Consider the following 17,844-nt stretch of genomic DNA (forward strand, 5'->3'; position numbering starts at 1 on the left):
CACTCCCAGGCCCCCACTCCCAGGCCCGCCGTCAGCGCGCGCGGAAATTCCGGTGGCAGGCGCTGCAGCTTGCCGCCATCTGCTGGAATGCGGTCGCGGTCGCCGATGCCTCGCCCGAAGCGGCCACGGCCTGAAGGTTGCCGGCGGCGGAGGCGGCATTGGCCGCCGCCCGCTCGAAGGTGGCGCGGTCCGACCAGACCTCCGGCCGGGCCTTTGTGTCGCCCGTCTCCGAACCGGCCGGGAAGAAGCTGGGGAAGCCCGTGTAGAAGGCCTGTATCGCCGCGGCGCGCTGGGCCACCGGTGCCAGGTCGCCGCGCGAATCCAGCGCGGCCTTGATCGCCTCCATGTTGCGCTGCATCTCGCGCAGCCCTGCCTTGCGCTGGCTGATGGCTTCGGCCGGGGTGGCACCGGGCGGCAGACCCTGCGCCGCGGCGAGGCTGCAACACAGTGCGATGAAGCACGCCGCAACACCCAGGCTTCGCATTCGCATACTCCCCTACCGCGCCGGCCAGCCTCCGCTGCGCCTGTCCTTTCCGCAAGGGCCCGGCCTGTCGGTGCCGACCCGCCCTTGCCCCGTCGGCCGAGGGCGGCTAAGAGCGGCGCCACCGGCGAACCCCGCATGTCGGAGCGTAGCTCAGCCTGGTAGAGCACTGTGTTCGGGACGCAGGGGCCGGAGGTTCGAATCCTCTCGCTCCGACCAATCGCCGGAAGAAAAGCCCCTGGGAAACCAGGGGCTTTTTCTTTGCCCGGCGGTCAGCCGGGGCCAAAATGCACAGTGCGTCAGGCAAGATTGCCACTGCCCCACCCGGCCGGCATGGCCAGCGTCCTGTCGCAGGGCATCGTCGGATCGGCGATCCGCCCCTGGAATGGCGCCTCGGCCTGCCTCCGCGCCTCGGGGCCGGGCCCGGCGGCCGCTTGAGCGCCGTCCCCGTGCAGCCTACAGGCGGCCGGGAGGGTTCGGACCACCGGGAGGTCAGACGGGAATGCTGATAGGCCAGGCGCTGGAGTGGATCGCGCAGAACCGCGTGGGCGTGGTGATCATGGTGGGCGTGGCGTTCCTCACGCTCTGGCTGCGCCAGCGCTGACGGGCCGGGCAAGACCGCCCACGCCCGGCTCCTGAACGAGGAGCGCCGCGGACACCGGGGACCGTCCTCCCGCCAGCGTCACGCCCCGTCGCACACGGGCCCCGGCCCCCGGCGGAGATACTGCCGCCTGGCGATCTCATCCCGCCACCGACACGGTTTCGCTTCCGAGCAGATTTGCACGGGACTTGCTTCACCGCCCCCGCCGCACGCCTTCGCGTGCGAGGGGGAGCTGTTTATGAAACGAGTTTTGCAACGTTTTATTGCAGGACTTGCCGTGATCGGCGGCATGGCGGTGACGCAGCCGGCAAAGGCCATCGAGTTCGAAGGGACCGGCCTGAGCCTGAGCCTGATCCCGGCCGTGTCCAGCGACTACCTGTTCCGCGGCGTCAGCCAGACGCGCAACCGTCCCGCCGTGCAGGGAACGGTCGAGCTGTCGCACGAAAGCGGCTTCTATATCGGGGCCTTCGCCTCCAACATCTCCTTCCTGGGCACCAAGGCGCGGCAGGAGCTGGACATCGCGGGCGGCTACCGGATGCAGCTCGGCGCCGCGTCGCTCGACTTCGGGGGGGTCTGGTACACCTATCCGGGCTACGACAAGCCGCCCGGCGGCTATGACCTGAACTACTTCGAGTTCGTGGCCAAGGGCAGCTACCAGATCGAGCCGGTGAAGCTGCTCGGCGCCTTCTACTACTCGCCGCAGTTCCAGCTCGAATCGCGCAACGCCTTCTACCTCGAGGGTGGGGCGGACGTGACCCTGCCCTACGACTTCACCCTCTCCGGCCGCCTCGGCTACCAGTGGATCGACCGCAACGACCGCTACGGCCTGCCGAACTTCGCCAACTGGTCGGTGGCGGTGTCGCGGGAGCTGTTCTGGGGCGTGACGCTGTCCGTCGGCTACTACGACACCAACATCAGCAAGTCCGACTGCGCCGGCGGGCAGAAGATCTGCGACGCCCGCGCCATGGCCTATCTCAGCCGCACCTTCTGACGGCACGCGCCTCGCCGCGCCATGCGGCGGGGCCGCACGACCGGGGCGGGGCGCGGGTCCGCCACGCCCCGGCCGGGCCCGGATCGGCCGGCCTCACCGCGCATAGGCCCAGCGCAGCAGCCGCGCCGCCGGCCAGACCCAGGCCGTGCCGACGACGACGAAGTACAGCGCCTGCAACGCCCAGTGCCGTCCGATGAGATGGTCGCCCAGCGCCACGACCGCCCCGACATAGAGGGCGAAGCCGAGCAGTCCGACGAGGCAGGCGATGACAGGGCGCGACATGCACCGCCCATGCCCCAGCGGGCCCGTCGCCTCAAGCCCGTGGCCTCAAGCCCGGCGCCTCCAGGCCCGCTGCCACCGACCAGGCCGCGGATCAGCGTGCCGCCCGCGCCATCCCGTCCAGCAGGCCGCGCAGCGCGCCGGGGGCCAGCAGGGTCAGCGGGTTCACCGACACGGACGGGTCGGCCAGCGGCCCGTGGACCTGGAAGCTGGCGGAGAACAGCCCGCCCCCCTCCTCCGCCGTGAACAGCCGGCCGACCAGCGGCAGCCGCCCGAGCGCGGAGTTGACGGCATAGGAGGGCACGATGGTCCCCTCCATCTCGATCCGCTCCTGCCTGCGGAGCAGCCGGCCCTGCGCGGTGATGCCCAGCGAGGCGGAGTAGGCCTGCGCCTCCTCGATCCCCAGCGCCTCGGGGGTCAGGGCGAAGGGCACGTGCAGCCGCGAGAAGTGCAGCCCCGGCCCGCGCAGCGCGTCGAGGATGCCGTAGATCGACAGCGCCTGCAGCAGCTTGCCCAGCACCTCCACCCGGTGGAGCGAGAAGCCGGTCATCTCGACGGTGCCCAGCAGCGGCGCCTCCGGCCCTTCGCCGCGCCAGGCGCCGGTCACCGCCAGCCGGCCGCCGCTGATGGTCCCGGGCTGGCCGGCCAGCCGCAGCAGCTCCCCCAGGTCGTCGGCCCTGGCGCTGAGGTCCCGGCCGCCGCGGCGCGGGGTGACCAGCGCCTCGAAGGCCGGGTTGCGCTCCGTCCGCCCGGTCAGGCGCAGCCGGCGGATCACGCCGCGCGCGTCGCGGGACACCTCCGCCCGCAGCCCGCTCACCTCGCCGCCCTTCAGCAGCACCCGGTCGAAGCGGCTCTCCAGCTCGAAGGGCGTCGCCTCGCCCCGGTCGCCCTCCCCGCCCCCGAGATCGTCGAGCGAATCCAGGATGCCGCGCAGGTCCAGCACCGGGCCGCGCGCGGCGACCCGCCAGGGATCGGTCGGGCGGGCGGGGAAATCCAGCTCGCCCGTCAATTGCGTCGCGCCCAGCCGCGCCTCGGTGATCTCCAGCCGCTCCGGGCGCGACCCCGCGCCGAACACCGCCCGGCTGCGCAGCACCAGCCCGGGCGCCTCCACCTCCAGCCGGTCGATCGCCGCCAGCCGCTCGCCCTGCAGCCGCAGCACGGCCTCCGCCGTGCCGGCGGCGTCGGCCGGCTTGGACCAGCCCACGGGGCCGAGCCCCACCCCCGCCCCGCGCAGGTCGCCGCGCAGGGCCACGCGCGCCTCGCCGCCGCGCCGCTGCTCCGCCTGGATGGAGAGCCTCGCGCGGCCGCTCAGCGCCACCCCGGCGGCGGGGGCCAGGGCGGCCACCTTCGCCATGTCCAGCGGCCCATCCACCTGCGCGCGCATCACGACCTGGCCGGGTGGCCCGGCGCGGAAATCCCCGTCCAGCGACAGCCTCGCCCCGGGCATCGGGCCGAGATCGGCGGTGCCGGCGACGCGCATGCCCTCGGCGGTCACGTCCACCTCCAGCTCGCCCCGCTCCAGCCCCTGGCCGGCCACCAGGTCGGGCAGCCGCGCCCGGGCCACATGGCCCTGGACGCGGATGTCCAGCTCCTCCATCGGCAGGTCGTTCAGCAGCGGCAGGCGGATCGCCAGGCCGGCCTCCACCTGCCCGCCCTGCACCTTCACCTCCAGCGGCCGCTTCTCGAACAGGTGCAGCCGGGGGTGGCGGATCAGCTGGAAGACATCCGCCAGCGGCCCGCTGACCCGGCCGGTGATGCTGGCCAGCCCGGGACCCTTGACCAGCTCGGTCAGCCGCACCGTGGCGGTGGGAACGGCCAGCGCCGTGCCGCGCTGCCGCGCCCCGCCGGCCTCGATGACGATCTCGTCCGCCGAGAGGAAGCGGATCGTCCCCTGCGCCCGCTCCAGCGGGGGGATCGGCCGCAGCCAGTGGACGGTGACGTCCTCCGCCTGCAGCGTTCCGTTGACCGCGCTGAGGCGGAAGCCCGAGCCGTCGGCGGGCAGGGCGCCCTCGATGTGCCAGCGCCCGTTCCGCGCGGTGCCGGCGGTGAGGTTCTCCGTGATCCAGGAGCGCCCGCCCTCGGCCACCCCCACCGGCCAGTAGAGGCGGATGTCGGGCACGGCGAGCCGGTCCAGCCCCAGCTCCAGCGCCCCCTTCCAGCCCTGCCCGTCCTTGCGGGCGCTGCCGCTGACGGAGAGCCGGGGCGGCGGCCCCACCGCCCCCTGCGGCGCCTCCATGTCGAGGGTCAGGCTCTCCAGCGAAACCGCGTCCTCCTGGGCGGCCACCACCGCCCCGGCGCCGCGGAAGGCCACCTCCCGCCCGCCCGGCAGGGTGACCACGCCGCCGCCCAGGCGCATCTCGCCCCGTCCGCGCAGCGGCGCCCCCCCGCCTGGCTGGCGCCAGCGCAGGGAGAGCTGGCCGACCTCGCCCGCGGGGCCGCCGGGGCCCTGCCCCAGCTCGACCTGCCCCCCGTCCGGCAGCTCCAGCCGGCCGGGCCCGAGGCGCAGCTCGGTGGAGGATTCGGTGACGCCCTCGTCGGGCACGTGGCGCAGCCAGGAGGTCAGCGCCACCGGGGCCTGCAGCGCCGAGAGCGGCGCCAGCACCGGCACCGCCTCGGCCAGCGCCGCCGGGGACATGGCCGGCAGGGACAGCCGCAGCTCCACCGCGCCCGCGACTCCCTCCGCCGCCGGGGTGGCGGTGCCGGAGAGGGTGGCGCGGTAGTCCGTGCCGCCGCTCGACAGCACGGCGTTGCCGCCGACCCGGATCACCCCGTCCTCGGCGCGGATCAGGCCGATCTGCGCCTGCCGCAGCGTCACGTCCACGCCCTTGAAATGGTCGAGAATGCGCAGGCGCCCGGAGGTGATGCGAAGCTCGCGCAAGGCGGAGAGCGGGTTGTCCGGCGAGGCGGGGCGCAGCAGCACGGCGAAGGCGTCGCGCATGGGGTCGCCCGCCGTCGCCGCGTCGTCCGGCGGCGGCGACGAGCCGGCCTGGGCCGAATCCAGATCCAGGTGCGGGGTGCCGCTGCGATCCAGCTCCAGCACCAGGGAGGGCCGCTGCAGCGTCACCATCTGCGGCACCACCTGCCCATGCCAGAGCCGCTCCAGGTCGAAATGCACCTCGGCCTCGGGGATGGAGAGGCGGGGCGGCGCCGGCGCCGGGGCCGCCGGGTCCGGCGCCATCGCGCGCCCCGGTTGCCGCGCGGCCGGCTCCGGCGGCAGCGGCGCGCCGGACGCCAGGCCGGCCGGCGCGACCTCCACCAGCCGGACACGGATCGGCAGCGGCCGGTCGTCCGTCCAGCCGGCCCAGGCCAGGGTCAGCTCGCCGATCTCCACCGGCAGGCCGGCCCGCTCCGCCAATCCCTCCAGCGTGCGGGCGAGGGGCGGCAGGGAGAGCGGCCCCTGTTGCAGCCGCCAGCCCAGCGCGGCCAGGGCCATGACGACGAGCAGGGCCAGGGTGATCGCCACCCGGCCCAGCGTGTGCACCACCGCCCACAGCCCGCACACCACGCGCCAGGCCGGGCCGGGCGTCGGCCGCCCCCCCGCTTGACCGGCCGCGGCGGTCACGGGACCACTGTCCCATGATGCCCGAGCTGCCCACCCGCCCCCCGGCCCCCTTCGACCCGGCGGCGGCGGAACGTCTGGTCGCAGGCTTCGCGGAACGCGGCACCGCGGCCCGGGCCTATGCGGGGACGGAGGCCGGCCGCGCCCTGCTCGCCGCGCTCGGCGGGCACAGCCCCTACCTCGCCGACCTGGCGCTGCGCGAGGCGGAGGTGCTGCTGCGCATGGCCGAGCGCGGGCCGGACGCGACCTTCGCCACCGTGCTGGACCCGATCGGCCGCGTCGCCGCGGATGCCGGGCGCGGGCCGCTGGGCGCCGTGCTGCGCCGGGCCAAGCGCCAGGGCGCGCTGGTGATCGCGGCCGCCGACATCGCCGGGCTGTGGGACCTGGGCAAGGTGACCGGGGCGCTCTCCACCCTGGCGGACACGGCGATCAAGGCGGCGGCCGGCCTGCTGCTGCGCGAGGCGGCGGCGCGGGGCGAGCTGGCCCCGGCGCGGGCCAACGGGCGCGGCTGCGGCGTCACCATCCTCGGCATGGGCAAGCTGGGGGCGCGCGAGCTGAACTACTCCTCCGACGTCGACCTGATGGTGCTGTTCGACCCGGAGGCCGCCCCGGACCCGGACCGCGCCCAGTCGGCCAGCGTGCGGCTGGCGCGGGAGCTGGTGAAGCTGCTGGAGGAGCGGACGGAGGAGGGCTACGTCTTCCGCACCGACCTGCGGCTGCGCCCCGACGGCGCCGCGACGCCGCTCGCCGTCAGCATCCCCGCCTCGGTCGCCTACTACGGCAGCATGGGGCAGAACTGGGAGCGCGCGGCGATGGTCAAGGCGCGCCCCGTGGCCGGCGACAAGGCGCTGGGCCAGGCCTTCCTGGACGAGATCCGCCCCTTCGTCTGGCGCCGCCACCTCGACTTCGCGATGATCGCGGACATCCATTCGATCAAGCGCCAGATCCACGCCGTGCACGGCAACCGCGGCGCCGGCGAGGAGCTGGCCGTGGCCGGGCACGACGTGAAGCTCGGCCGCGGCGGCATCCGCGAGATCGAGTTCACCGTGCAGGTGCTGGAGCTGATCTGGGGCGGGCGCGACCCCAAGCTGCGCGACCCCACCACGCTGGGCGCGCTGGCGGCGCTGGCGGGGGCGGGCCGGCTCGACCGGCGGGCGGCGGCGGATCTGGCGGATGCCTATGCCTTCCTCCGCACCGTCGAGCACCGGCTGCAGATGGTGGCCGACCGGCAGACGCACAGGCTGCCCGAGGACCCGGACGGGCTGGCCCGGATCGCCTCCTTCTGCGGCTTCGACGGGGTGGAGTCGTTCGGTGCCGTGCTGATGGGCCACTTCCAGCGGGTGGCGCGCCACTACGGCAAGCTGTTCGAGAGCGCGCCGGACCTGTCGGGCGAGGCCGGCGGCAACCTGGTCTTCACCGGCACGGAGGACGACCCGGCCACGCTGGAGACACTGAAGGGCATGGGCTTCACCAACCCCTCCGGCGTCTCCGCGGCGGTGCGCGGCTGGCATCACGGCCACCGCCGCGCCACGCGCAGCGAGCGGGCACGCGAGCTGCTGACCCTGCTCATGCCGGCCCTCCTGGCCGCCTTCGCCAAGCAGCGGGAGCCCGATGCCACCCTGGCCCGCTTCGACACGCTGCTGGAGAAGCAACCGACGGGCGTGCAGTTGCTCAGCCTGTTCCAGCGCAACCCGCATCTGCTGGACCGCGTCGCCGGCATCCTGGGCGCCGCCCCGGCCCTGGCCGACCACCTGGCGCGGGTCCCCTCGGCGCTGGAGGGGCTGCTGGCGGGCGGCACCGGCTCGGCCGCCGCCGCCCTGCCCGACCTGGTCGGGGCCGCCCGGCACTACGAGGAGGCGCTGGACGGCGCCCGCCGGCTGGTCGCCGAGGGGCGCTTCGAGATCGACGCCGCGGCGCTGGAGGGGCTGCTGGACGTGGATGCGGCGGGGCAGGCGCGCAGCGCCCTGGCCGATGCCGCCATCACCGCCCTGCTGCCCGTGGTCACCCGCGACTTCGCCGCGCGGCACGGCAAGGTCCCGGGCGGGGCGATGGCCGTGGTGGCCATGGGCAAGCTGGGCGGGCGGGAGATGCAGCCGGCCTCGGACCTCGACCTCGTGCTGATCTACGACCATGCGCCCGACGCGCCGGAGAGCGTGGGCGGCGGCCGGTCCCTGCCGGCGCCGACCTACTTCGCGCGGCTGGCGGCGCAGTTCGTCTCCGCCCTGACCTCGCCGGGGGCGGACGGGCGGCTCTACGAGGTGGACATGCGGCTCCGCCCCTCGGGCAACAAGGGACCGGTCGCGACCAGCCTCGCCTCCTTCGAGCGCTACCACGCCACGGAATCCTGGACCTGGGAGCGCATGGCCCTGACCCGCGCCCGCCCCGTGGCCGGCCCCGCCGCGCTGCGCCGGCGGATCGCCGCCGCCGCGCAGGCGGGCATCGCTGGCCGGGCGGGGCCCGCCGTGCTGGCCGACGCGGTGGCCATGCGCGCCCGGATGCTGCGCGACCTGCCGCCCGACGGCGCCTGGGACGTGAAGGCCATGCCCGGCGGGCTGGTGGAGGTGGAGTTCGTGGCCCAGGCGCTGCAATGCGCCTTCGCCGGGAAGCACCCCCGCATCATCGCCCCCACCACCCGCGATGCGCTGTCCCGGCTGGCGCGGGACCGGCTGCTGCCGAAGGAGGAGGCGGCGGCGCTGATCCGGGCCGAGCGGCTGTGGCGCACCATCCAGTCCGTGCTGCGGCTGACGGTGGGGCGCTGGAAGGCGGAGGCGTTGCCGGGCAGCGCCGAGGCGATGCTGCTGCGCGCCTGCGCCCCGCTGCTGGCGGAGGGCGAGGCGGTTGACCTCGCCGCGCTGCGTGGAACCATGCGCCGCACCGCCATGGAGGTCCGTGCCGCCTTCGAGCGCCACCTCGGCCCCCTGTCACCGGCGGGCGCATCGCCGGCCGGCCCCTCCCCGGCGACAGCTCCATCAGAAGGAACCGCCGCTTGAGCGAAGCCACCGCCGCCCCCCGCATCGTGCCGGGCATGCCCGCCCCCGGCTTCGCCATGCCCGCCAGCGGCGGGCGCGAGGTGTCGAGCGAGGCCCTGCGCGGAACGCCCTACATCCTGTATTTCTACCCCAAGGCGGATACGCCCGGCTGCACCGTCCAGGCCTGTGGCGTGCAGGAGGCGCTCCCGGCATTGGGCAGGCTCGGGGTGGAGGTGATCGGCGTCTCGCCGGACCCGGTGAAGCGCATCGAGAAGTTCGCCCAGAAGTTCAACCTCACCTTCCCGCTCGCGTCCGACGCGGATCACAGCGTCGCCGAGGCCTATGGCGTCTGGGTCGAGAAGTCCATGTACGGGCGGACGTACATGGGCATGGAGCGCACAACCTTCCTGGTCGGACCCGACGGGGTGGTGAGGCAGGTCTGGCGCCGGGTGAAGCCCGCCACCCATGCGGCCGAGGTCTCGGAGGCCGTGAAGGCATTGTAGCCGTCCCTCCAAACGAAGGGCGAGGCCGCGACTCCGGGCCGCCAAGCTCGCCGGCCAGGACGCCGTGGCCCCGGTGCGGGGCGCTGCCGTCGGCGGGGGCCTCCCGCCCCGGAGCCGCGAGCGTTACGATCCCGCGGTTCCCCGTCCGCGGGGCGAGGAGGAAGGCCCATGCGCTCCATCACAGGCCCCGGCACCGGGTGGCTCCTGGCCGCCGTTCTCGCCGTCGCCGCCTCCGCTGGCCCGGCGCTGGGCCAGTCCGCCAAGCCCTCCGCCGCGGGGGCGGCGGCCCCGCCCGTGCTGGCCAAGCCGGCCCCCCTGCCGCCCGCCGGGGCCACGGCCCCCGTGCCGGCAGCGCCCGTCCCGGCAGCCCCGGCGCCCCAGGCCAGCGCGCAGCCGCCGAGCCAGTGCCCGGATGATTTCGAGGCCTATCAGGGCAGCACCGAACCGCTGACCTGCGCCTGCCCCGCCGATTCCACCGGGCGCGGCGCCGTCTGGGGCACGGACGTCTACACGGGCGACTCCGCCGTCTGCCGCGCCGCCGTGCACGCCGGCATCATCCCCCGCCGCGGCGGCGTGGTGACGGTGATCCCCGAGGCCGGGCGCACCGCCTATCCCGGCACCACGCGCAACGGCTTCGCCTCGATGAACTACGGCCGCTACGCACACAGCTACCGCTTCCAGCCGGCCGACGGCGCGGCCCCCGCCACCCCGGGCCAGCAGGCCGCGGCCCCCGGGGCGCCGGCCGCGCCGACGCAATGCCCCGACGACTTCACCGCCTACAAGGACACGGACGAGCCGCTGACCTGCCTCTGCCCCGCCGAGGCGACGGGCCGCGGCGCCGTCTGGGGCACGGACGTCTACACGGGCGACTCCGCCCTCTGCCGCGCCGCCGTGCATGCCGGCGTCATCCCCCGCCGCGGCGGCCAGGTCACCGCCATCCCGGAGGCGGGGCGCAACGCCTATCCCGGTACCACGCGCAACGGCTTCGCCTCGATGAACTACGGCCGCTACGACCACAGCTACCGCTTCCAGCCCGCCGGGGCGGCGACCGGCCAGCAGGCGGCGGCCCCGACGACGCCGGCCCCGCCCGCGCAGTGCCCCGATGACTTCGTCGCCTACCAGGACACGGACGAGCCGCTGACCTGCGCCTGCCCGGCCGAGGCGACCAGCCGCGGCGCCGTCTGGGGCACGGACATCTACACGGCCGATTCCGCGCTGTGCCGCGCCGCCGTCCATGCCGGGGCGATCCGCGCCTCCGGCGGGCTGGTGGTGGTGACGCCGGCGCCGGGGCGCAGCGCCTATCCCGGCACCACCCGCAACGGCTTCGCCTCGATGAACTACGGGCCCTACGACCACAGCTACCGCATCCAGGCCGCGGGCCCCGGCGGCGCGGCGCGCCCGGCTGCCGCGGCGGCGGGGCCCAGCCTCTGCCCCGACAACTTCGACGCCTTCCGCGACACGGACGAGACGCTGGCCTGCCTCTGCCCGGCCGAGGCGACGAGCCGCGGCGCGCTCTGGGGCACCGACACCTACACCACCGACTCCGGCATCTGCCGCGCCGCCGTGCATGCGGGGGTGATCCCGCGCACCGGCGGGCCGGTCACGGTGGTGCCGCAGCCGGGGCGCAACGCCTATCCCGGCACCACCCGCAACGGCATCACCTCCTCGAACTACGGCGCCTACCGGTCCAGCTACCGCTTCGACGCGCCGGTGCAGCGCGTGGCCATGGGCGCCCCGGTCCAGGCGCCGGTGGCGGAGAGCCTGCGCGCGACGGGCAAGGTCGCCCTCTACGTCACCTTCCGCACCGGCTCGGCCGACCTGGACATCTCCGCCGCCACGACGCTGGGCGAGTTGCGCGATGCGCTGCAGGGCGATCCGTCGCTGCGGCTGGTGCTGATCGGGCACACCGACAACACCGGCACGCCGCAGGGCAATGTCGGGCTGTCGCAGCGCCGGGCGGAAGCGGTGCGGGCCTGGCTGGTCTCCCAGGGCATCGCGGCCGACCGCCTCGCCGCCCAGGGGCGCGGCCAGGCCGAGCCGGTGGCGGAGAATACCTCCGAGTCCGGACGCGCCCTCAACCGCCGGGTGCAGGCGGAGCGGCGGCCGTAGCGGTCCCCGCGGGCGGGGGAAGCGGTGCCGGACCACGGTGCCGCCTCTCGCGCCATTGCGTCGGCGAGCAGCCATGGCGCTGCCGGAAGTGGTGGCGCAGCGCGGCCGCGCTGCCGAAGCCGCAGGCGGCGGCGATCGCCTCCACCCCTGCCTCGCCGCCCTCGAGCAGGTCGCGCGCATAGGCGAGGCGCTCGCCCAGCAGCCAGGCGCCGGGCGACAGGCCGGTGGCCTCGCGGAAGCGCCGGTCCAGCCCGCGCGGACTGACCGCCGCCTCGGCCGCGAGTCGCGCCACCGGCCAGGCTTCGTCCAGGCTGGTCCGCACCCGGTCGAGCAGCGGCGCCAGCCGGGCACCGGCCCGACGTGGCACCGGCCGCTCCAGCGACTGCCGCTGCTCCCCCTCCCGCTGCGCCGGGATCACCAGGCGCCGGGCGATGGCGTTCGCGGCCGCCGGTCCATGGTCGCGGCGCACGAGGTGCAGGCACAGATCCAGTCCCGCCGCGCTGCCCGCCGCGGTCAGGATCGAGCCCTCATCCACGTAGAGCACGTCCGGCACGAAGCGCAGTCGCGGGCAGCGGGCCTGCAGCGCCTCGGCGAAGCGCCAGTGGGTGGTGGCGCGCCGCCCCTGCAGCAGCCCCGCCTCCGCCAGCACCACGGCGCCGGAGCAGAGGGAGAGGAGGCGCGCGCCCTCCGAATGAGCGCGGCGCAGCGCGTCCAATAGGGCCTCCGGCACCGGCTCGTCGATGCCGCGCCAGCCGGGGATGACGATGGTGCCCGCCGTCTCCAGCAGCTCCATCCCGCCATCGGCCAGCACGCGGATCCCGCCCGCCGCGCGCAGCGGACCGGGGTCGAGCGCCGCCACGGCGAAGCGGTACCAGCCTGGCCCCATCTCCGGCCGTGGCAGGCCGAAGACCTCCACGGCGCAGCCGAACTCGAAGGTGCAGAGCCGGTCATAGGCCAGGACGACGACCTGCTCCGGCGGGCGGGTGGGGTGTGGCATGATCTCGATGCAATCTGGCAGCGGCCGCGCTCATCATCCAGGGGTCGGGCGCGCCATGCTCCGACCCCGACATTCCTTGCCGGAGGAGCCCCGATGCCCAGCGCCGTCACCGCCTCGCCCGCCGCCGCGCCAGCGGAGATGCGGGCCCACCTGATGCGACGCTTCGCCTTCGAGACGGATTGCGCCGACGTCCAGGCGGCGCTGGCCGCCCCGGGGGTCGCGGATTTCGTGCTGCTCGACGTGCGCGGGCGCGCGGCCTACGCGGCCGGCCACGTGCCGGGGGCGCTCAGCCTGCCGCATGCCGACATCACGGCCCGCCGGCTGGCCGCCTGGCCGATGGGCACGCTCTTCGTCACCTACTGCGCCGGCCCGCACTGCAACGGCGCCGACCGGGCCGCGCTCCGCCTGGCGGAGCTGGGGCGGCCGGTGAAGACCATGCCGGGCGGCATGACCGGCTGGGCGGATGAGGGCTTCCCCGTCGCCATGGGCAGGGAGGGGGCGGATGCCGTCGCCGCCCGCTGACCGCGGCCGGCCCGGGGTCGCCCCTGGGCCAACGGTCGCCGGCGTGGCGCGTTGGTCTCCCGGAGCCGGACGGTCCGGCGAAGGGAGAGGCCATGGCAGAGAACGACACCACCCCCGCCCTGGAGGACGGCACCATCACCGTCTCCGGCCATCAGACGGAGATCGGCGAGGCGTTGCGCAGCCATGCCACGGAACAGCTTCGGCGGCTGACGGCGAAGTACTTCGGCAAGGCGGACGATGCGACGGCGATCTTCTCCCGCAGCGAGAAGAAGCACGGCTTCGCCTGCAACATCCGGGTGCATGCCGGGCGCGGGCTGTTGTTCGACGGCCAGGGCGACGATCCGGCCAATGCCTATGCCGCCTTCGCCCAGGCGCTGGAGCGGGTGGACAAGCAGATGCGCCGGCAGAAGCGCGCCCTGCGCGAGGACAAGCCGGTGAACGCCATGAAGGAGGCGCTGCTCTAGGGCAGGGCCTGCGGGACCGCCCCGGGCCGGCGGGCGGAGCCGTCCGGCGGCGGGCCGCCCCGGCCGGAGCGGGGCCAGCGCCCCGCCCGCGCCGGTCAGATGACCTTCAGCACCAGGAAGCCGGCCACGATGCCCAGCGCGGCGAGGCCGGCAACCAGGTTCAGCCGCTTCTCGATGAAGGCGCGCGCGGGGGGGCCGAAGCGGCGCAGCAGCCAGGCCAGCAGGAAGAACCGCGCGCCGCGGGTGATCACGCTGCACACGAAGAACACCGGCAGGGAGAAGTGGGCCGCGCCGGAGGCGATGGTCACGATCTTGTAGGGGATCGGCGTCAGGCCCTTGATCAGGATCACCGCCGCGCCCCAGCGCTCGAACCAGCCCTGGAAGCGGAACAGCGCGTCGGCATGGCCGTAGGCGGCCAGCACCGGCTGGGCCAGGGCCTCGAACAGGAAGGCGCCGATCGCATAGCCCAGCAGCCCGCCGAGCACCGAGGCCACGGTGCACCACAGCGCATAGGCATAGGCCCGCTCCGGCCGCGCCAGGCACATCGGGATCAGCAGGGCGTCGGGCGGGATCGGGAAGAAGCTGCTCTCCGCGAAGGACACCCCGGCGAGGGCGGCCCCGGCACGGGGGTGGGCGGAAAGGGCCAGGGTCCGGTCGTACAGGGCGCGCAGCATGGGGCGCCGCCATCCCACGCCCTGCTGCGCCGCACAAGAAGTTTCGCGCAGCCCCGTGATCCGTGCATGGCGGGGTCCGGGCCGCCCGTCGCCGCGGCGCTGGACATCCGGCGGAACCGGGCGTCTGCTGCCGCCCGGATGGGCCGGTGCCGCCCCGCGATGCCTCGTTTCCTGCAAGATGGGGCTCCTCCGCACGGGGCCGGACAGTTCCGGGCCGGGGCGGACGGGCCCTTGGAGTCCTGACAACCATGTCCGCCTCTGCCCGGCCGGCCGCTGCCCGCGCCGACTCCTACGGACCGCTGATCGTCTGCGCGGTGATCGCCGCCGCGCTCTCCATGGGGTTGCGCCAGTCCTTCGGCCTCTTTCTCGCCCCGATGACCGCCGACCGCGGCTGGTCCGCCTCCGGCTTCGCCCTGGCCATCGCCCTGCAGGTGCTGCTGAACGGCTTCACCCAGCCGATCTGCGGCCAGGTCGCCGACCGGCTCGGCGGGCGGATCGTGGTGATCGGCGGCGCACTGCTCTACGCGGTGGGTCTGGTCGGCATGGCCCTGGCCGGGAGCCTGGCGCTGTTCACCTTCTTCGCCGGGCTGGTGATGGGGGCGGCCGTCTCCGCCTCCGGCATGCCCGTGATCATCGCCTCCCTCACCCGGCTGCTGCCCGAGACGCAGCGCGGGCGCGCCGTGGGGCTCGGCACCGCCGGCTCCTCCTTCGGGCAGTTCCTGGTGGTGCCGCTGGTCGGCGCGGCGATCGGGCTGCTGGGCTGGCAATGGGCGCTGCTGGCGATGGCGATGGCGTCGCTGGCCATCGTGCCGCTCGCCCTGCCGCTGAACGACCGGCCGCCGCCCCGCTCCGGCGCCGCGACCGAGGAAGCCGCCTCCGCCGCGCTGAAGCGGGCCCTGGGGGAACCCAGCTTCTGGTGTCTCTTCGCGGGCTTCTTCGTCTGCGGCGTCCACGTCTCCTTCCTCACCGTGCACATGCCGGGCTTCGTCGCCAGCTGCATGCTGCCCGCCTATGTCGGGGCGGGCGCGATCTCGCTGATCGGGCTGTTCAACGTGGCGGGCTCCCTCGGCGCGGGCGAGCTGGCGCAGCGCTGGCGGCGGCGGGAGCTGCTGGTGGCGATCTACGGCCTGCGCGGCGTGCTGATGCTGGTCTTCCTGATGCTGCCCAAGACCACGGGCACGGTGCTGGCCTTCTCGGCCATCATGGGGGTGCTGTGGCTGTCCACCGTGCCGCCCACCGTGGCGCTGGTGGCGCGCAACTTCGGCACCCGCTGGCTGGCGACGATCTTCGGCCTGGTCTTCCTGGGCCACCAGATCGGCGGCTTCAGCGGCGCCTTCCTGGGCGGGCTGATCTACGACCGCACCGGCTCCTACGACGGGATGTGGTGGGTCTCGATCGGCTTCGCCTTCTTCGGCGCCGCCGTCTCCGCCTTCGTCCGCGACCCCGGCCCGCCCGGTTCCCCGGTGCGGCGCGAGGCGCCCGAGCCCCCGGCGCTCGCCCCCGCCCGGGCCTGACCGGCTCGCCGCCGCGCCGGGCCTCCCCTCGCGGGGGGGCCCGCGTTACTGACCCTGCAGCCCGGCCAGGAGCCGTTCCAGGTCGCGCAGGTTGGTGGCGCCGGTCTTCTCCAGCACCGCGCGGACCTGGGCACGGATCGTCGTCTCGCCGACGCCGCGCGCCGCGGCGACGCTGCGCTTGGTCCGGCCGCCGAGCAGGGCGCCGGCGACCTCCGCCTCCGCCCGGGTGAGGCCGAACAGGTCGTGCAGCAGTTCGGCCCGCGGCGCGGTGGAGGGGGCGGCGACAGGGCGCAGCAGGAGCATGGCGCGGCCCTGCACCCGGCCGAAGCCGCTCGCCGCGTCCTCGGCGAGGCGGCGCGGCAGCGGCATGGCCAGCACGGCCAGCGCCCCCTCCCCCTCGGTGTTGCGCAGGCGGAGGGCGCCGCCGGAGCGGCCGCCCAGGGCGGTTCCCTGCACCAGCGCGGTCAGCGCCTCGGCATCGCCGCGATGGATCGGCGCGACGATGGTGCAGGGCGCCGCGCCGGGCATGATGCCCGCGAGCCGGCGCAGGCGCAGCGCGGGTGCGGGGCCGGTCGCCATGGCCTCCGCCGCGGCGTTGGCCAGCCAGAGCCGCATCTCCGCATCCACCACCAGCACGCCGACGGCGAGCGCGTCGAGCGCGGCAGCCCCGGGCGAGGCCGCGGCCTCCGGGGCGGCGGCCTTGAGGCGGTGGCGCAGCTGCATGCCACGGCGCAGATGCGGCAGAACCGCTTCCAGCAGCCGGCGCTCCGCCGCGCCGAAGGGGGCCTTGCCGTCCGGCCGGTGCAGGCCGATCGGCATCATCCCCGCCTCGCCCAGCGGCACCACCGTGCCGACGATGTAGCGCAGCCCGAGCCTGCGCCCGAAGTCGCAGTAGAACTCGGAGCGCAGGAACTCGCTGTCGGGCACCAGCATCTCGCCGCTGACCAGCACGCGCGGCCGGTCCAGCCCGCCGGTGGCGATCATGCGGGCGGCGCGCGTCATCCACAGGTCGACGTAGCGGTAGTGCTCGCGATAGGCGGCCGCGGCGTCGTCCGGGATCTCCTGGTGGCAGATGACCTCCGCCTGGCCCCGCAGCACGTCGCCCGCGATCAGCGCCGCGCTGTTCGCCCCGACCAGCGCCTTGAGCCCGTCGCCCACCGTGGACCAGGCGGTCCCGCCGGCGGCGGCGTCGTAGATCTGCTCGGTCAGGGCGAGCACCCGTGCCTGGGACATGCCGTTCCCTTCCGTCCGCGCCTGGGGCGGGCCGCCGCAGGACGGCACCGTCCGCCTGCGTGGCCCCGCCCCGTCGAACAACTGCTGGAGCATCCGCGGCGACGGCGCGCGCCGGAGGCGTTCCAACGCGCCCGTCCCGAGGTCCGCAGGCTGGCCCGCGGGCTCCGGAACGGCTGGCCTGCCGAAGACGCCGTATCCCGGTATCCCGGGCACATCTCAGCGACCGGGGCACCGGACCGGCGACATGCTTACAGCCGCAACGTTCCAACTCAAGAATATTCGGGAATATCCTGTCCAGGTCAAACCGCCCGCGGAAGGACGCAAGGCCATGCCCAGCCGCGCGACCCGCATCCGTCGTCCGAACGGACGAGGCGCGGGCCCCGGACCCGGGGCGGAATGCGCCGCCGTTGCGACCACCTTCCGGACCAGGATTCCGCAGGACAGCCCATGTGCACCGCCCATCCGGACCGCTCCGAGGCTCTCGCGCACCGGCCAGGACTGGTCGAGCGGCGCATGACCCGATTCGCGACGCAGCCGCCCATCGCCCTCGGCCTGTTGCTGGCGGCCGTCACCGCCGCCCTCGTGACCTGGATCGCCGCCATCGCCCTGCCGCTGCAACCGGCCAGCGAGGAGGAGGAGCTGCCGATCGCCTTCTGCCTGCCCCGGCGCGGCCTGTCGGACCAGTCCGCCTGCCTCTGCTCGTCCGGCCCGGTGGAGGCGCCGGAGGCCGCCGAGGACTATCGGCGGGCCCTGGCCAACTGGCAGGCCGCCGGGATGATGACCGGGCCGGAGGCGCGCCGCCTGGAGCAGGAGATGCTGGTCGCCTGCGGCCTGGCCCGGCCGGGCAACGGGACGGCGGCGCGCGGTGGCGGCGCCCGCTGACATGGTGGCGCCGGGCGCCCGGGAACGTCCCGAGAGGCTCGCCCCCGGTGACCGGGCGGCGGAGGG

Annotated in this window: 14 protein-coding genes and 1 tRNA gene; 9 read left to right on the plus strand and 6 right to left on the minus strand. The window is 75.2% G+C overall.

The window, feature by feature from the left end:
* Positions 1 to 31: 31 nt before the first annotated feature.
* On the minus strand, positions 32 to 484 hold the full coding sequence (locus tag LPC08_RS14140; protein WP_230448888.1) for a c-type cytochrome: 453 nt from the start codon (positions 482 to 484) through the stop codon (positions 32 to 34).
* 139 nt (positions 485 to 623) lie between these two features.
* On the opposite strand from LPC08_RS14140, the gene LPC08_RS14145 reads away from it, so the two are divergent.
* A tRNA-Pro gene (locus LPC08_RS14145) sits at positions 624 to 700 on the plus strand.
* A 659-nt stretch (positions 701 to 1,359) separates the two neighbouring features.
* Entirely contained in the window at positions 1,360 to 2,073 is a 714-nt protein-coding gene (locus LPC08_RS14150) for a TorF family putative porin (protein ID WP_230448889.1), read from the plus strand.
* Between the two features lie 93 nt (positions 2,074 to 2,166).
* Here the strand turns inward: LPC08_RS14150 and LPC08_RS14155 are convergent, their stop codons facing one another.
* Positions 2,167 to 2,355, minus strand: a complete 189-nt coding sequence (locus LPC08_RS14155) for a DUF2842 domain-containing protein (RefSeq protein ID WP_230448890.1) — start codon at positions 2,353 to 2,355, stop codon at positions 2,167 to 2,169.
* A gap of 91 nt (positions 2,356 to 2,446) precedes the next feature.
* A complete protein-coding gene (locus tag LPC08_RS14160; protein ID WP_230448891.1) occupies positions 2,447 to 5,914 on the minus strand; it encodes a YhdP family protein in 3,468 nt (1,155 codons plus the stop codon).
* A gap of 14 nt (positions 5,915 to 5,928) precedes the next feature.
* Here LPC08_RS14160 and LPC08_RS14165 point away from each other — a divergent pair, with 14 nt between their 5' ends.
* The 3 genes from LPC08_RS14165 (at position 5,929) to LPC08_RS14175 (ending at position 11,492) form a co-directional block, all read left to right on the plus strand.
* Positions 5,929 to 8,901, plus strand: a complete 2,973-nt coding sequence (locus tag LPC08_RS14165; protein WP_230448892.1) for a bifunctional [glutamine synthetase] adenylyltransferase/[glutamine synthetase]-adenylyl-L-tyrosine phosphorylase — start codon at positions 5,929 to 5,931, stop codon at positions 8,899 to 8,901.
* Positions 8,902 to 8,936: 35 nt separating this feature from the next.
* A complete protein-coding gene (gene bcp / locus LPC08_RS14170; protein WP_230453080.1) occupies positions 8,937 to 9,383 on the plus strand; it encodes a thioredoxin-dependent thiol peroxidase in 447 nt (148 codons plus the stop codon).
* A gap of 168 nt (positions 9,384 to 9,551) precedes the next feature.
* Positions 9,552 to 11,492 (plus strand): LCCL domain-containing protein, encoded by a 1,941-nt coding sequence (locus LPC08_RS14175; protein WP_230448893.1) that lies wholly within the window; start codon positions 9,552 to 9,554, stop codon positions 11,490 to 11,492.
* Here the strand turns inward: LPC08_RS14175 and ftrA are convergent.
* Positions 11,458 to 12,489, minus strand: a complete 1,032-nt coding sequence (ftrA, locus tag LPC08_RS14180) for a transcriptional regulator FtrA (RefSeq protein WP_230448894.1) — start codon at positions 12,487 to 12,489, stop codon at positions 11,458 to 11,460. The genes LPC08_RS14175 and ftrA overlap by 35 nt on opposite strands.
* 93 nt (positions 12,490 to 12,582) lie before the next feature.
* On the opposite strand from ftrA, the gene LPC08_RS14185 reads away from it, so the two are divergent.
* Both LPC08_RS14185 and hpf read left to right on the plus strand, forming a co-directional pair.
* Positions 12,583 to 13,011, plus strand: coding sequence for a rhodanese-like domain-containing protein (locus LPC08_RS14185; RefSeq protein WP_230448895.1), 429 nt, complete (start codon positions 12,583 to 12,585; stop codon positions 13,009 to 13,011).
* Positions 13,012 to 13,103: 92 nt separating this feature from the next.
* Entirely contained in the window at positions 13,104 to 13,475 is a 372-nt protein-coding gene (gene hpf / locus LPC08_RS14190) for a ribosome hibernation-promoting factor, HPF/YfiA family (RefSeq protein WP_230448896.1), read from the plus strand.
* Positions 13,476 to 13,570: 95 nt separating this feature from the next.
* Here hpf and LPC08_RS14195 read toward each other — a convergent pair whose 3' ends face one another.
* Positions 13,571 to 14,149: a YqaA family protein gene (locus tag LPC08_RS14195; RefSeq protein ID WP_230448897.1), complete on the minus strand. Its 579-nt coding sequence runs from the start codon at positions 14,147 to 14,149 to the stop codon at positions 13,571 to 13,573.
* 248 nt (positions 14,150 to 14,397) lie between these two features.
* Here LPC08_RS14195 and LPC08_RS14200 point away from each other — a divergent pair, with 248 nt between their 5' ends.
* Complete coding sequence (locus tag LPC08_RS14200; protein WP_230448898.1) at positions 14,398 to 15,663, plus strand: MFS transporter; 1,266 nt, start codon at positions 14,398 to 14,400, stop codon at positions 15,661 to 15,663.
* Positions 15,664 to 15,708: 45 nt separating this feature from the next.
* On the opposite strand, the gene LPC08_RS14205 is transcribed toward LPC08_RS14200, so the two are convergent.
* Positions 15,709 to 16,896, minus strand: a complete 1,188-nt coding sequence (locus tag LPC08_RS14205; protein ID WP_230448899.1) for a helix-turn-helix transcriptional regulator — start codon at positions 16,894 to 16,896, stop codon at positions 15,709 to 15,711.
* 513 nt (positions 16,897 to 17,409) lie between these two features.
* Between LPC08_RS14205 and LPC08_RS14210 the strand changes: the two genes are divergently transcribed.
* Positions 17,410 to 17,778: a hypothetical protein gene (locus LPC08_RS14210; RefSeq protein ID WP_230448900.1), complete on the plus strand. Its 369-nt coding sequence runs from the start codon at positions 17,410 to 17,412 to the stop codon at positions 17,776 to 17,778.
* Positions 17,779 to 17,844: the final 66 nt, after the last annotated feature.

This window comes from Roseomonas sp. OT10 (genome assembly GCF_020991085.1).
Classification (GTDB): Bacteria; Pseudomonadota; Alphaproteobacteria; order Acetobacterales; family Acetobacteraceae; genus Roseomonas; species Roseomonas cutis.